We start from the raw sequence: 14,673 nt of genomic DNA, 5'->3' as shown, positions 1-14,673 counted from the left end.
CCCCATGGATCCCCGTGGCTACGCCCTCGCCCGCGACCAGTTCGAGGAGGCGGTGGGCGACGGTCTCGACCGGCTGCCCCCGCAACTGGTCGACCGGATGGACAATGTCGTCATCCTCGTCGAGGAGGAGCCGACTCCCGACCAGCTGGACAACCTCGACGCCCCGGGGGCCCACGGGCAGGGTCAGACGCTCTTCGGCCTCTACGAGGGCGTGCCGCTCCCCCAACGCGGCGGTTTCCACCTGCCCCCGATGCCGGATCGCATCTTCATCTTCCGTGGCCCGCTCTCCCGGGCCTACCGCACTCCCCACGTGCTGCGCGAGCAGGTGGCCATCACGGTCCTCCACGAGGTCGGTCACCACTTCGGCATCAGCGACGAGCGCCTCCACGAGCTCGGCTGGGGCTGAGTCCCAGCCGGTCGACGCGCGCGACGAGCCTGCGTCGGTTCGTCACGGTCCACGCACTGGGAGCATGGAGCCTATGCCCCGGTCACGCGCCTTCGCCCAGGTCGACGACGGCACCCGGAGCCGACTACCGCGTACGCATCTTCACCCCCGGTGGTGAGCCTCCCTTCGCCGGTCACCCCACCCTGGGCTCCGCCCACGAGTGGCTGGAGGCAGGCGCCGCCCCGCACGACCCCCGGTACATCGTGCAGGAGTGGCCCACCGGCCTGGTCACTGTCCGCCGGGAGGACGAACGACTCGCCTGCGCGGCACCTCCCACGGTCCGCCATGGTGACCTCGCCCCCGCCTACCTAGCGCGCGTGGTCACGGGTCTTGGCATCGAGCCCGACCAGGCGTTCGGGCACCAGCGGGTCGACAACGGGCCGGGCTGGGCCCTCGTCCGTCTGGCGACGGCGGACGAGGTGCTGGCCCTGAGGCCCGACTTCTCCGACCTCCCAGACGCGGTGGTCGGTGTGATCGGCGCGTACCCGAGGGTGGACTCTGGGTGGGCGGCACGACGAGGACCCTGTGCCGAGACGCCGCCACCCCGTAAGCACGAGGCAACGCGACGTGGCTGGTGGAGACACGGAAGAGCCCGCCCCCTCCGAGGAGGGGGCGGGCTCACGCGTGTTCGGTACGTCGACTCAGACGTGGTGCGGACCGGAGAAGTACTCGTAGGTCCAGCCGATGACGGCGAACACCAGGAACACGGCGCCGATCACGGCCATCCACCAGCCCATGGCGACACCGGCGAACACCACGGCGCCGGCCAGGGCCAGCCACAGCGGCCACCAGGAGTACGGCGCGAAGTTGCCGTAGTGACCGGCGACCTGGTCGATGTGGCCGTAGCGGTCGTCCTCCGGGCGAGTGGCCGGCAGGGTCTTGGCGGTGACGCCGATGTACCAGCCGATCATCGCGACCATGCCACCCGAGAGCAGCAGGCACACGGTGCCGACCCACTCGTTCCACCCCGTCCAGAAGCCGTAGAGCAGGAAGAACGCGATGAACGGCGGGAGGAGGTACCAGAAGAGCTTGCCTTCAACCTTCATGCTGGTCCTCACTTCTCCGTCGTGCGACCCGCGGCGCGGGTGCTGTCGTAGTGGTCGTTGCTGTGCGCCGACCCGTCACCGTGCACACCGGCCATGTCCGGCTCGTCCACCAGGGCGCCGACGACCTGGGAGTCCGGGGTCGGGGCGTTGATGGCCGCGACCTCGGGGTGGTTCAGGTCGAACACCGGACGCTCGGAACGGATGCGCGGGATGGCGTTGAAGTTGTGGCGCGGCGGCGGGCAGCTGGTCGCCCACTCCAGGGAGGAGCCCCAGCCCCACGGGTCATCCACGTCGACCTTCTCGCCGTTCTTGGCGGTGATGTACATGTTCCAGAAGAACGGCAGCATCGAGACGCCGAGGATGAAGGCGCCGACGGTCGAGATCTGGTTCAGGAAGGTGAACCCGTCCTCGGCCATGTAGTCGGCGTAACGACGGGGCATGCCCTCGACACCCAGCACGTGCTGCACCAGGAAGGTCGTGTGGAAGCCGACGAACAGCAGCCAGAAGTGCACCTTGCCCCAGAACTCGTTGAGCATCTTGCCGGTGAACTTGGGCCACCAGAAGTAGAAGCCGGCGAACATCGCGAACACCACGGTCCCGAAGATCACGTAGTGGAAGTGCGCCACCACGAAGTAGGAGTCAGTCAGGTGCAGGTCGACCGCGGGAGCCGACAGCACGACACCGGTCAGACCACCGAAGAGGAAGGTCACCAGGAAGCCGAGCGACCACAGCATCGGGGTCTCGAAGCTCAGCGAGCCGCCCCACATGGTGCCGATCCAGTTGAAGAACTTCACACCCGTCGGCACGGCGATCAGCATCGTCATGACCGAGAAGAAGGGCAGCAGCACCTGGCCGGTACCGAACATGTGGTGGGCCCACACCGAGATGGAGAGGGCAGCGATGGCGATGGTCGCCATGATCAGGGTCTTGTAGCCGAAGATCGGCTTGCGGCTGAACACCGGGACGATCTCGCTGATGATGCCGAAGAACGGCAGCGCGATGATGTAGACCTCGGGGTGGCCGAAGAACCAGAACAGGTGCTGCCAGAGCATGGCGCCGCCGTTGGACACGTCGTAGATGTGCGTGCCGACGATGCGGTCGGCGGCCATGCCGAACATGGCGGCGGTCAGCACCGGGAACACCAGCAGCACCAGGATCGAGGTCACCAGGACGGTCCAGGTGAAGATCGGCATCCGGAACATGGTCATGCCAGGCGCACGCATGCAGACGATCGTGGTGATGAAGTTGACCGCACCCAGGATGGTGCCGAAACCACCGAGGCCGAGGCCCATGACCCAGAGGTCACCGCCCAGCCCGGGGCTGTAGGTCGGGCCGGCCAGGGGCTGGTAGGCGAACCAGCCGAACGAGGCCGCACCCTCCGGGGAGAGGAAGCCCGCGCCGGCGATGAGGCCGCCGAACAGGTACAGCCAGTAGGCGAACATGTTCAGGCGCGGGAACGCGACGTCCGGCGCACCGATCTGCAGCGGCATGAGCGCGTTGGCGAAGCCCGCGAACAGCGGCGTCGCGAACAGCAGCAGCATGATCGTGCCGTGCATGGTGAACAGCGCGTTGAACTGCTCCTTGGACTGCAGCACCTGCATGCCCGGGTCGAACAGCTCGGCGCGGATGAGCAGCGCCATCAGACCGGCGAGGCAGAACCACGCGACGGTCGTGATGAAGTACAGGTTGCCGATCACCTTGTGATCGGTCGTGGTCAGGTACTTGACCGCGATGGAGCCCGCACGCGTCTGCGGACGGGCGACGGTGCGCGCCTCGTCGGCGACGCGGTGCGCAGCCCCCGGGTGAGAGATGGTGGCCATCAGTTGTCGTCCTTCCCGCCCTTGATGATCCAGTCGTTGTGGCCGGGGTCGCGGTCCTGGACGTCCCGCTCACCCTCGACGAGCTCCTTGCGGTCGTAACCGGTGTCGAGGAACCCGTCCTTGCCCTCGTCCTTGAGCTTCTGCATCTGCTTGTCGTACTCGTCCTGCTCGACGACCTTCACCTGGAAGAGCATCTCGGAGTGGTACGCGCCGCAGAGCTCGGCGCACTTGCCCTGGTAGGTGCCGACCTCGGTGGGGGTCACCTGGAAGCGGTTGACCACACCGGGGATCATGTCCAGCTTCTGGAGGAACTGCGGGACCCAGAAGGAGTGGATGACGTCACGGGAGGTGAGCACGAACTCGGTGCGCTCGTTGACGGGCAGGTACAGCGTGGGGAGGGTCTCCTCCACGCCCTTCTCACCCGTGAGGACGGCCTGCTGACCGGAGTCGTGGACGTCGTCGTCCAGGTAGTTGAAGTCCCAGCTCCACTGCTTGCCGGCGACGTGGACGACGTTGTCGGGCTCCTTCAGACCCATGAGGTCACCCTCGGTCTTGGTGTTCTGGAGGAACAGACCGGCGACCATCACGATCGGCACGACCGTGTACAGGATCTCGATCGGCACGTTGTACCGGATCTGCTTGGGGATTTCGTTCTCGTTCTTGCGCCGGTAGGCGAGGATGCACCACGCCGTCAGGCCCCAGACGAGGATGCCGACCGCCAGCGCGGCGATCCACATGCCGACCCAGAAGTCGGTGACGTTCTGGGCGTTCTCGGTGACGCCCTCCGCCAGGTAACCGCGCTTGATCTGGTCAGCGCTGCCGCAGGCACTCAGGGCCAGCGCGCCGATGGTGGCCGCTCCGGCCAGGACCGCAGGGCGCTTCCAGCGCCGTGTGTGCTCGGGGTGCCTGTGCACTCGATGCCACCTTCCGTGAAGCAGTTTCGTCAGTGCACTGCCCTGACGGGGTGCACTGCAGTTGCCTCATCATCCTACCCAACGTCGGAGTTCACAACGGGGGCGGCTCGCCGCCAAGGGTCCGGCAGGTTCGTGGCGCGCCCGAGCCGCGCCAGGTAGTCGTCGCGACCGACGCGGACGACGCCCATCGAGGCGAGGTGCGGCGTCTGCCACTGGACGTCCACGAGCGCCTCGGCCCCGGCGCTCTCGACCACCGCGGCCATCCCCACCATCGCGGCCTTGGAGGCGTCGGTGGCCCGGTGGAACATCGACTCCCCCGCGAAGAAGCCGCCGACACCGACGCCGTACAGGCCGCCGACGAGCTCCTGCCCCTGCCAGACCTCGACGCTGTGGGCGTACCCGAGGTCGTGCAGCCGACCGTAGGCGGCGCGGATGGCCGGCGAGATCCAGGCGCCGACGCGGGTCGGGTCGGCACACCCGAGGACCACCTCGTCGAAGGCCCGGTCGACCGTCGTGCGGAACGAGCGCAGCGAGCGTCGCAGCGACCGGCTCACGTGCAGCCCCCCGGGCAGCAGCACGCCGCGCTCCTCGGGGAACCACCACCCCAGCTCCCCCGAGCCCCCCGGACCCAGCCCCATCGGGAAGACCCCGTGGGTGTAGGCAGACAGAAGGGTGTCGGGGGCGAGGTCGCCCCCGACACCCACCAGGTCGTCACCCGGGACGGCGGACTCCACGGCGGACGCGAAGTCCAGCCGACAGCCGAAGCGCACCGTCCGCCCGACGACTCAGCTGAACGAGTCGCCGCAGGCGCAGGAGCTGCCCGCGTTCGGGTTGTCGATCGTGAAGCCCTGCTTCTCGATCGTGTCCGCGAAGTCGATGGACGCCCCGTCGAGATACGGAGCGCTCATGCGGTCGACCACGACCTCCACGCCGCCGAAGTCGCGGGTGAGGTCACCGTCGAGCGAGCGCTCGTCGAAGTAGAGCTGGTAGATGAGACCGGAGCAGCCGCCGGGCTGCACCCCGATGCGGAGGCGCAGGTCGTCACGCCCCTCCTGCGAGAGAAGGCTCTTGACCTTCTCGGCCGCGACCGGCGTCAGCGTGACACCGTGCGTGGCCTCGGAAGTGGTCTGGTCCTGGACGGTCATGTCTATGTCCTCACTGACGATGCTGCTGGTGTTCGCACCAGCGTACGCCCCGCCGGTGACCACCCGGCCACCTCGGGGGGGGCGGTGGACGACGACACAGGGTGTCGCCCACCGGGCGTCCACTCAGCGGGCCAGACCCGCCAGCAACAGCGCCTCGGCCACGCAGACCTTCTCGAACTCCCCCAGGTGGAGGCTCTCGTTGGCGCCGTGGGCACGCGTGTCGGGGTCCTCCACCCCGGTCACGAGAATCGATGCCTCGGGGAAGCGCTCGGCGAACATGGCGATGAAGGGGATGGAGCCACCCAGCCCCACGTCGACGGCGTCGGTCCCCCAGGCGGCCCCGAAGGCGCTGCGGGCGGCGTCGTAGGCCGGGCCCGTCGCGTCGGCGGAGAAGCCGCTGCCGGCGTCCTGCAGCTCGGTCTCGACGGTGGCACCCCAGGGCGCGTTCTCCTGCAGGTGCTCCCGGATGGCGTCGTAGGCGGCCTCCGGGTCCTGCGAGGGAGCGAGCCGGAAGGAGAGCAGGCCCGTGGTGGTGGGCAGCAGCGTGTTCGACGCCGAGTCCACGCGCGGGGCGTCGATGCCGATGACGCTCGCCGTCGGCCGGCCCCAGAGACGCTCGGTGAGACTGCCGGTGCCGACCAGACGGCTGTCGGGGAGCATGCCCGACTCGGCCCGGAAGTCGGCCTCGTCCATCTCAAGGTCGTTCACCGGGTCGACCGCCAGGCCGGCCACGGCCACGTCGCCCTGCTCGTCGTGGAGGGTCGCCGCCAGGCGGGAGAAGGCCGTGAGCGAGTCCATCGCCGGGCCGCCGTACATGCCCGAGTGCACGGCGTGCTGGAGGGTCGAGACCGTCACCTGCACCCGCAGCATGCCGCGCAGCGAGGTGGTGAGCGCCGGGACGCCGACCTTCCAGTTGGCCGAGTCGGCCAGCACGATCGCGTCGCAGGCGAGCTTGTCGCCGTGCTTCTCGAGGATGACCGGCAGGCTCTCGGAGCCGTACTCCTCCTCCCCCTCGACGAAGACGGTCACGCCCACCGGGGGCCGGCCGCCGTGGGCCCGCAGGGCGGCGACGTGCGCCATGATGCCGGCCTTGTCGTCCGCGCACCCGCGACCGAAGAGCCGCTCCCCGCGGCGGGTCGGCTCGAAGGCCGGGCTGTCCCAGTCCGCCTCGTCACCGGGGGGCTGCACGTCGTGGTGGGCGTAGAGCAGGACGGTCGGGGCGCCCTCGGGCGCCGCCAGCCGACCGATGACCGCCGGGGCCCCGCCCTCGCGGACGATCTCGACCTCGAGGCCGGCCTCCTCCAGCAGGTGGGCGGTCGCCTCGGCGGAGGCGTCCACGTGCCGCTGGTCGAAGGAGGGCATCGAGACGCTGGGGATGCGGGCAAGCTCGATGAGCTCGTCGACGACCCGGGGCATGCCGTCCAGGACGGCCTGCCGCAGCGCGGCGTCGTCGGTGGGCGTGGGGGAAGCAGCGGAGTTCTCGGTCATGCCCCGACCCTATGTCGGGTTACACGGCCCCGTGGCGCGGGTGAGCGCCCTCGCGCGAGGGGGGGGCTCAGCGCAGGGCGCGGGGCTTCTCGCCGCGGGCGACGGCGGGACGCGGGGTGCGAGCGCCACGCATCTGGAAGCTGCGCATGATCACGTAGGTGATGAGGCCGCGCGTCTCGTCCGCGCGCCGCGGGAAGACCCGGGCCACCTCGCCCTTGAGGCGGCGTCCGAGCACCCACCCGTCGACCAGGCCGCCGACGAGCATGCCGTAGACCGCGACGAAGACCGCGATGCGCACCCAGCCGGCCTGCTCCGGCAGCGCCATGAGCAGGATCGTGGCCGCCAGCACGGCGACCAGGATCGGCAGCATGACCTGACCCACGGTGAAGCGGCCGTCCACCCGGTCCCGGGCGTAGGCACGCACCGGCCCGCGGTCACGCGCCGGGAGGTAGCGGTCGTCGCCGTCGAGCATCCCCTGCCGCACCCGGGCGCGCTCCTCCGCGCGCTCCCGCCGGTCGGCCTCCTTGGCGGCCTTGCGGTCGGTCACCACCAGCGGCTTGCGCCGCGCCGCCTCGGCCTCACGCCGCTTCGGAGTCGGCCGCCCCTTCTTCCGCTGACCCGCCGGCCGGGTGTCCTCCTCCTGCACTGCGGGGGGCTCCTCGGTCTGCACGGTGTCACGGTGGGCCATGACCCAAGGATACGTGCGGTGACATACTGCGCCGCGCAGGTCACGCGGACGCGTTGGGACACACGGGGAGGACAACCATGCACCGCACACGCATCGGCCGGGAGGCAGCACGGGCGACCGTCGCCGCCCTCGCGCTCACCGCTCCCCTCCTGACCGCGACCTCCGCCACCGCCGATCCCGGCACCCGCTACTGGTCCACCTGGTCGTCCACCGGGACGGAGTGGGAGGTGCCCGAGGAGGGTGCCCGGACGAACGTCCCCGCCGACGGCAGCACCGTCGGCCTGCGCTACGCGATGGTCCCCCGCAATGCCGAGGAGGGACGTTCCCCGCGGGCGACGCCCGACTTCGCGACCGCCTGCGCCCAGACCCCGGCGGAGTGGGGTCGCAAGCGGGTGGCCGTCGTGGTGGACCACGGACGCCCCGAGGAGTCCGCGACGCCGCGCGAGGAGGGCCTGCCGGAAGTGGAGTTCACCTGCGCCTCCGTGGCGAGCGACGCCACCCTGGAGCGGACGATCCGGGAGTCCGTGGAGGTCGAAGGGTCCTCCGGTGCCGTCTGCGCCGTCGACGGCCACCCGTCCGACGGCTGCTCGCGGAACCGCGTGGCCGACGCGGACCCGGCCGTGCTGGAGGCCACCGACGAGCCCGTCGAGGCCAGCCCGCGTCCTGAGGACACCACCGGCGGGGGCGAGACGGACGGGGGGACGGACGAAGAGGAAGAGGACGCCACCGACGACCCGACGGCCTCGGAGCCCTCGGACGACGCGACGGACGACGAGGCGAAGGTCGGTGACGAGGCCGCAGGGGGCGATGAGGACAAGGCGCTCCCCGGGACCGCGCAGGACCCCGACGCCCGCCCCTCGACCGGTGCCCTGGTGCCCTGGTACGGGACCGCGGCCCTGCTGGGCCTGATCGGGATCGGGCTGTGGCTGCTGCTGCGCCCGCTGCCCACCCGTCCCGACGGGACCACCTCCGGGATCCGCACCGTGCTGGCTCGGCGGAGCCGTTCGAGCCGCGCAGAGGCCCCGTCGCGCCCCGACCCCACCGCGGGCGGCTCGACCTCCGTCCGGGACGGCTCCCCCGACGACCGCACCCGCTGACTCCCTCCCCGAGCACGACGACGCCCCTCCCACCAACGGGAGGGGCGTCGCCACACGGTCGTCGAGGCGGTCAGCCCCGGACGCCGGCCTCCACGAACGGGGGCTTGACCAGCTCACCGGCGACCTCGCGCCCGCGGACGTCGATGACGACCTCGTCGCCGAAGGTGTTGCCACGGTCCACCAGGGCGATGGCGATGCCGTGGCCCAGGGTCGGCGAGAAGGTGCCGGAGGTGACGACGCCGATGACCTCGCCCTCGGAGTTCTTCACCTCGTTGCCCTCGCGCGGGATGCCCCGACCGGTGACCTTGATGCCCCGGTTCAGGCGGCCGGACTTCTCCGCCCGCTGGGTGGCCAGGGCCTCCTTGCCCCAGAAGGACTCCTTGTCCCAGCCCACGGCCCACGCGTTGCGGGCCATCACCGGGGAGATCTCCGGGGACAGCTCGTGGCCGTGCAGCGGGTAGCCCATCTCGGTGCGCAGGGTGTCGCGGGCACCGAGTCCGGCGGGCAGGCCCCCTACCTCCTCGGCCGCCGCCACCAGGGCGTCCCACAGGGCGGGGGTGGCGTCCCACGGGCAGATGACCTCATAGCCCTTCTCACCGGTGTAGCCGGAGCGGCACACGACGACCTCGTGCCCCTGCCAGGAGGAGTCGAGGAAGGACATGAAGTCGGGGTGGTCGGTGGGCAGGCCGACGGCTGCCATGACCTCGTCGGCCTTCGGGCCCTGCACGGCGACGATGCCGTGCTCGGTCTGCTCGTCGGTCACGCGCACCTCGGGGGCGCGCTCCGCCGCGGCCTCGGTGAGCAGGCGGGCGACCTCGGTGGCGTTGGCCGCGTTGGGCACCAGCAGCACGTCGTCCTGGGAGCGGAGGTACTGGATCAGGTCGTCGACCACGCCGCCGTCCTCGGCACAGCACATCGTGTACTGGGCCTTGCCCGGCTCGATGCGCTCGAGGTCGTTGGTGAAGCAGGAGTTGACGAAGGCGGCCGCGCCGGGACCGGAGACCCGGACCTTGCCCATGTGGGAGACGTCGAACAGGCCGACGGCCTCACGCGTCGCGTTGTGCTCGGCCTTCACGCCACCGCCGGGGTACTCGATGGGCATATCCCAGCCACCGAAGTCGGCCATCTTGGCGCCGCGGGCGACGTGCGCCTCGTGCAAGGGGGACTGTCGCAGGGAGGAGTCGCTCATGGGTGCACGGTACCTGCCCGCGAGTGACGCAGGTCGCACCATGCGTACCATCGGGACCACTGAAGAGGCGTCTATCCCGGCGCACCGGGGCGCCGACACGCACCCGCACGAACCCGAGACGAGGAGACCTGATGACGAGCCTGCCCTTCGAGCTGTCCCCCTTCGACCTGCAGCTCTCAGCAGCCACCGGCACCCCCGCGGAGACCGGGGCGGACGCCCTGGTGCTGGGAGCCTGGGCGGTCGACGGGCGGGCGGAGCTCGCCGCCGACGGCCTGCCCACCGAGGCCGTGGAGGCGATCACCTCGGCCCTCACCACGCTCAAGGCGACGGGCGCCGTCGACAGCACCACCGTCCTGGCGGGCGCCGCCGGCGTCTCCGCCGGCCTGGTGGTCGTGGCCGGTCTCGGTGCGCGCGAGGACGCCGGTGACGACCGCCTGCGCCGCGCGGCCGGCGCGGCGGTCCGTGCCACCGGCGGTGCCGCGCACGTCCTGTTCGCCCTGCCGGCCACCGACGCGGCCGGCGCCACCGCCGTCGCCGAGGGGGCCGTGCTCGGCGCCTACGCCGACACCCGCTTCAAGAGCGACGTCGAGGCCACCGACGCGGTCGAGGCCGAGGCCCCGGAGGTCCGCCGCATCGAGGTCGCCGCTGCCGGTGACGCCGGTGAGCTGGAGACCGGTCTGCGTCGTGCGGCGGTCCTGGGCCGGCAGATGAGCTACGCCCGCGACCTGGTGAACACCCCGGCCAACTTCCTCTACCCCGAGTCCTTCGCGGAGTCGGCCCGGCAGCACGCGCCGGAGGGCGTCGAGGTCGAGGTGATCGACGCCGAGCAGCTCGAGGCGATGGGCGCCGGCGCCATCCACGGCGTGGGCAAGGGGTCGGCGCGCGGCCCCCGCGTCGCCTTCCTGCGCTACCGCCCGGCCGGCGCCGACAAGCACGTGGCCATGGTCGGCAAGGGCATCACCTTCGACACCGGCGGAATCTCCTTGAAGCCGCCGGCCGGCATGACCACCATGAAGTGCGACATGGGCGGCGCCGCCGCCGTGGCCGGTGCCGTGTTCGCCGCCGCCGAGCTCGAGGTCGACACCGCCGTGACCGGCATCCTGTGCCTGGCCGAGAACATGCCGTCGTCGAACGCGCAGCGCCCCGGTGACGTGGTGACCGCCCTGAACGGCCTGACCGTCGAGGTGCTGAACACCGACGCCGAGGGCCGCCTGGCCATGTGCGACGGCCTGGTGCTCGCCACCCGCGAGAAGCCGGACCTCGTCATGGACATCGCCACCCTCACCGGTGCCGCGGTCATGGCGCTGGGTGACCGCACCGCCGGCGTCGTGGCAAACGACGACGACCTGCGCGAGCGCGTCGTGGGCCTCGCCGACCGCACCGGTGAGCCGCTGGTGGGTCTGCCGATCCCCGAGGAGGTGCACGAGGGCCTCGTCTCCCCCGTCGCCGACCTGCGCAACATCATCGGCTACGGCAAGCCGGCCGGCATGCAGACCGCCGCGGCCTACCTGCAGCGCTTCGTCGGCTCCACCGACGGCGCGGACCACGTGACCGGCGACGCCCGCCAGATCCCGTGGGTGCACATCGACATCGCGGGCCCGGCCTTCCACGAGGGCAGCCCCTGGGGCTACACCCCCGCCGGCGGCACCGGCTCCGGCGTGCGCACGCTGCTCGCGGCCGTCGAGGACGTCCCTCTGGCCTGAGCCCACACAACGGGCGGTCGCGACCGCCCGGCCAGCACACGGAGCCCCCGCCCGATGCGTTGAACTGCTCCCCGGGAGTTGGACTGAGAAATCAGTTCCGACTCCCGGGGAGTTCGTGATGGAGGCCAAGAGTTCGTTGTCATCGCAGGAGCGGTTGACGGCCGTAGAGTTCTTCGAGTCTGGTTGGGGCTCTCGCGCCGTGGCCACGCGGCTGGGCAAGAGCCGCTGGGCGGTGCGAAGTCTCTACCGACGCTGGAAACTGTCAGGCCGAGGAGCGTTGGTGGAGCCACCGAAGAAGTCCTACCCGTTCGAGGTCAAGCTTGAGGCCGCCCAGCGCTACCTGGCCGGTGAATCCAAGGTGGCACTGGCCGGCGAGTTCGGGGTGCCCTCACCGCCCCTGATCGCGACCTGGGCCAGAGTCCTGAAAGCCGAGGGGCCTGACGGGCTGCGCCCCAGACCCAGGGGCCGCCCGGCCAGGCCTTCGGAGCCGGTCTCGGAGCTCGAGGCGTTGCGCCGGGAGAACCAGCGCTTGCGGGCGCAGAACGCCTACCTGGGAAAATTGCAGGCCTTGATGGAGCAGCAACGTCGGCCAAGGTGAAGGCCGTCGTTTCCCTCAAGGCGCAGCACCGTCTGGGTGACCTGCTGGCCGCGGCCGGTCTGGCGCGCTCGACGTTCTTCTACCACCAGGCACGCCTCTTGGAGCCGGACCCGCAGGCCGAGCTGAAGACCGCGATCACCGAGGTGTTCACGGCCAGTCGCAAGCGTTTCGGGCACCGCCGGGTCTGGGCGCAACTACGCGCCGACGGGTGGGTCGTTTCCCGCAAGACGGTGTGGAAGCTGATGCGCGAGCTCGATCTGCGCTGCCCGATCCGCAGGCGCCGGTTCCGGTCCTACCGGGGTACCACCAGTCGCACCGCGCCCAACGTGCTGGACCGTGACTTCACCGTCACCGGGCCGAACCAGAAGTGGGTCACCGACGTCACCGAGTTCCACATCGGCCCGGACAAGGTGTTCCTCTCAGCGGTGATGGACCTGTTCGACCGACAGGTCATCGGCGCCACCATCGGCCCTTCCCCGACCCTGACGCTGACGAACTCCTCCCTGCAGCAGGCCCTGACCACCTTGGAACCGGGCCAGCACCCGATCGTGCACTCCGACCAGGGATTCCAGTACCAGCACGCCACCTGGCAGGAATTACTCGCACGGGTCGGTGCGACCGCGTCGATGTCCCGCAAGGGCAACTGCCTGGACAACGCCGTCATCGAGAGCTTCTTCGGTCACCTCAAGGACGAGTTGTACTGCGACACGTCCTTCACCACACCCACCCAGCTCACGACGGCCCTGCGGGACTACCTGGCCTGGTTCAACCACGACCGCCCCCACAGCAGCAACGAGGGCCTGGCCCCGGTGCAGTACCGGAACCAGACCCTCGCTGCCGCGTGAGACCCCGTACGCTCAAACCAGTCCAACTTCAGGGGGACAGTTCAGCGTCGGGTGGGGGCTCCGTGCACGGCGGCGGACCGCGCCGAAGCGCGCCTCCCGCACCGCCTCGCACCACCTCCGGGGGCACACCACGCGCCACCCGCCGGAGCTCCTCCGGCGCGTGGCACGATGGGGACCATCCTCTGCCGGGCGACGACCGCCCACGACATCCCCCGACACCAGGAGTACCCATGCCGAGCAGCCAGCCCACCCACGACCTCGTGATCCTCGGCGGCGGCAGCGGCGGCTACGCAGCTGCCCTGCGCGCCGCCGAGTTGGGCCTGACCGTGGCCCTGGTGGAGAAGGGCAAGCTGGGCGGCACCTGCCTGCACCAGGGCTGCGTGCCGACCAAGGCGCTCCTGCACGCCGCCGAGGTGGCCGACTCCACCCGCGAGAGCTCGAAGTTCGGCGTCACCGCCAGCTTCGAGGGCATCGACATGCCCGCCGTGAACTCCTACAAGGACGGCGTCATCGGCCGGCTCCACAAGGGCCTGCAGGGGCTGGTCAAGGCCCGCAAGGTCGACTACGTCGAGGGCGAGGGCCGCCTGACCGCGCCGAACACCGTCACCGTCGGCGACAAGGAGCTCGTCGGCAAGGACGTCGTGCTGGCCACCGGCTCGCGCCCGAAGCTCATCCCGGGTATCGAGGTCGGCGGCCGCGTCGTCACCTCCGAGCAGGCGCTGCAGCTGGACTTCGTCCCCGAGTCCGTCGTGGTGCTGGGCGGCGGCGTCATCGGCGTCGAGTTCGCGAGCGTGTACACGAGCTTCGGGGCGAAGGTCACCGTCGTCGAGGGGCTGGACCGCATCGTGCCGGCGGAGGACGAGGCCGTCAGCAAGACGCTGCTGCGCTCCTTCAAGAAGCGCAAGATCGACGTGAAGACCGGCGTGAAGTTCCAGTCCGTGGACAACCGTGAGGACGGCGTGACCGTCCACCTGGAGGACGGCAGCGCCATCGAGGCCGACCTGCTGCTGGTGGCCATCGGCCGTGGCCCGGTCACCGAGGGCATGGGCTTCGAGGAGGCCGGCGTCACCCTGGACCGCGGCTTCGTCATCACCGACGAGAACCTGCGCACCGGCGTGGACCACCTGTGGGCCGTCGGCGACATCGTGCCGGGCCTGCAGCTCGCGCACCGCGGCTTCGCGCAGGGCATCTTCGTCGCCGAGAAGATCGCCGGCCTGGAGCCCGCCCCCATCGACGAGACCGGCATCCCGCGCGTGACCTACTGCGACCCGGAGATCGCCTCGGTGGGTCTGACCGAGGCGAAGGCCAAGGAGACCTACGGCGAGGACGCGGTCGAGGCGCTCGAGTACAACCTGGGCGGCAACGGCAAGAGCCAGATCCTGGTCACCCAGGGCTTCGTCAAGCTGGTGCGCCGCAAGGACGGCCCCGTCGTCGGCATCCACATGGTGGGCGCCCGCATGGGCGAGCAGGTCGGCGAGGCCCAGCTCATCTACAACTGGGAGGCACTCCCCGAGGAGGTCGCCGCCCTCATCCACGCCCACCCCACCCAGAACGAGGCTCTCGGCGAGGCGCACCTGGCGCTCGCGGGCAAGCCGCTGCACGCCCACGCGTGACCGACGGGGGCGCGCCCCGGGTGGTGCGCCCCGCCGTCGCGTGTGGAGAATGGGCCCCAGCAAGGGCAGTTGTGAACGCTGA

The 14,673-nt window shown here is 70.7% G+C and carries 12 protein-coding genes and 2 pseudogenes; 6 read left to right on the top strand and 8 right to left on the bottom strand.

What is annotated here, in order from left to right:
- The first annotated feature begins 4 nt into the window (after positions 1-4).
- Together ACY8FT_RS02490 and ACY8FT_RS02485 are read left to right on the top strand one after the other, a co-directional pair.
- A complete protein-coding gene (locus ACY8FT_RS02490; protein WP_462417366.1) occupies positions 5-406 on the top strand; it encodes a metallopeptidase family protein in 402 nt (133 codons plus the stop codon).
- A pseudogene (locus ACY8FT_RS02485) lies at positions 397-900 on the top strand (PhzF family phenazine biosynthesis protein); the annotation flags it as partial. The gene ACY8FT_RS02490 and the pseudogene ACY8FT_RS02485, both read left to right, overlap by 10 nt.
- Positions 901-1,086: 186 nt before the next feature.
- Here ACY8FT_RS02485 and ACY8FT_RS02480 read toward each other — a convergent pair.
- From ACY8FT_RS02480 to ACY8FT_RS02450, 7 genes are all read right to left on the bottom strand, one after another.
- Entirely contained in the window at positions 1,087-1,491 is a 405-nt protein-coding gene (locus ACY8FT_RS02480; RefSeq protein WP_462417365.1) for a cytochrome c oxidase subunit 4, read from the bottom strand.
- 8 nt (positions 1,492-1,499) lie between these two features.
- Positions 1,500-3,311, bottom strand: coding sequence for an aa3-type cytochrome oxidase subunit I (gene ctaD / locus ACY8FT_RS02475; protein ID WP_462417364.1), 1,812 nt, complete (start codon positions 3,309-3,311; stop codon positions 1,500-1,502).
- Positions 3,311-4,225, bottom strand: coding sequence for an aa3-type cytochrome oxidase subunit II (gene ctaC / locus ACY8FT_RS02470; protein WP_462417363.1), 915 nt, complete (start codon positions 4,223-4,225; stop codon positions 3,311-3,313). Before ctaC ends, ctaD begins: the two co-directional genes overlap by 1 nt.
- A gap of 74 nt (positions 4,226-4,299) precedes the next feature.
- Entirely contained in the window at positions 4,300-4,995 is a 696-nt protein-coding gene (aat, locus tag ACY8FT_RS02465) for a leucyl/phenylalanyl-tRNA--protein transferase (RefSeq protein WP_462417362.1), read from the bottom strand.
- A 15-nt stretch (positions 4,996-5,010) separates the two neighbouring features.
- Positions 5,011-5,370: a HesB/IscA family protein gene (locus ACY8FT_RS02460; protein ID WP_462417361.1), complete on the bottom strand. Its 360-nt coding sequence runs from the start codon at positions 5,368-5,370 to the stop codon at positions 5,011-5,013.
- A gap of 123 nt (positions 5,371-5,493) precedes the next feature.
- The gene (locus ACY8FT_RS02455; RefSeq protein ID WP_462417360.1) at positions 5,494-6,858 is read right to left on the bottom strand and encodes a M20/M25/M40 family metallo-hydrolase; all 1,365 of its coding nucleotides are present in this window, start codon (positions 6,856-6,858) and stop codon (positions 5,494-5,496) included.
- A gap of 67 nt (positions 6,859-6,925) precedes the next feature.
- Complete coding sequence (locus ACY8FT_RS02450) at positions 6,926-7,546, bottom strand: DUF3043 domain-containing protein (protein ID WP_462417359.1); 621 nt, start codon at positions 7,544-7,546, stop codon at positions 6,926-6,928.
- A 77-nt stretch (positions 7,547-7,623) separates the two neighbouring features.
- On the opposite strand from ACY8FT_RS02450, the gene ACY8FT_RS02445 reads away from it, so the two are divergent.
- Positions 7,624-8,643, top strand: coding sequence for an SCO2322 family protein (locus tag ACY8FT_RS02445; RefSeq protein ID WP_462417358.1), 1,020 nt, complete (start codon positions 7,624-7,626; stop codon positions 8,641-8,643).
- A gap of 70 nt (positions 8,644-8,713) precedes the next feature.
- Here ACY8FT_RS02445 and gcvT read toward each other — a convergent pair whose 3' ends face one another.
- Complete coding sequence (gcvT, locus tag ACY8FT_RS02440) at positions 8,714-9,832, bottom strand: glycine cleavage system aminomethyltransferase GcvT (protein WP_462417357.1); 1,119 nt, start codon at positions 9,830-9,832, stop codon at positions 8,714-8,716.
- 131 nt (positions 9,833-9,963) lie between these two features.
- Between gcvT and ACY8FT_RS02435 the strand changes: the two genes are divergently transcribed.
- The 3 genes and pseudogenes from ACY8FT_RS02435 (at position 9,964) to lpdA (ending at position 14,591) form a co-directional block, all read left to right on the top strand.
- Positions 9,964-11,535: a leucyl aminopeptidase gene (locus ACY8FT_RS02435; RefSeq protein ID WP_462417356.1), complete on the top strand. Its 1,572-nt coding sequence runs from the start codon at positions 9,964-9,966 to the stop codon at positions 11,533-11,535.
- 179 nt (positions 11,536-11,714) lie between these two features.
- Positions 11,715-12,978: pseudogene (locus ACY8FT_RS02430) on the top strand (IS3 family transposase).
- Between the two features lie 230 nt (positions 12,979-13,208).
- Positions 13,209-14,591 (top strand): dihydrolipoyl dehydrogenase, encoded by a 1,383-nt coding sequence (gene lpdA, locus ACY8FT_RS02425; protein ID WP_462417355.1) that lies wholly within the window; start codon positions 13,209-13,211, stop codon positions 14,589-14,591.
- The last annotated feature ends 82 nt before the right edge of the window (positions 14,592-14,673 follow it).

This window comes from Kytococcus sp. Marseille-QA3725, from assembly GCF_054950055.1.
This window is presented reverse-complemented; position numbering and strand designations above follow the sequence as displayed.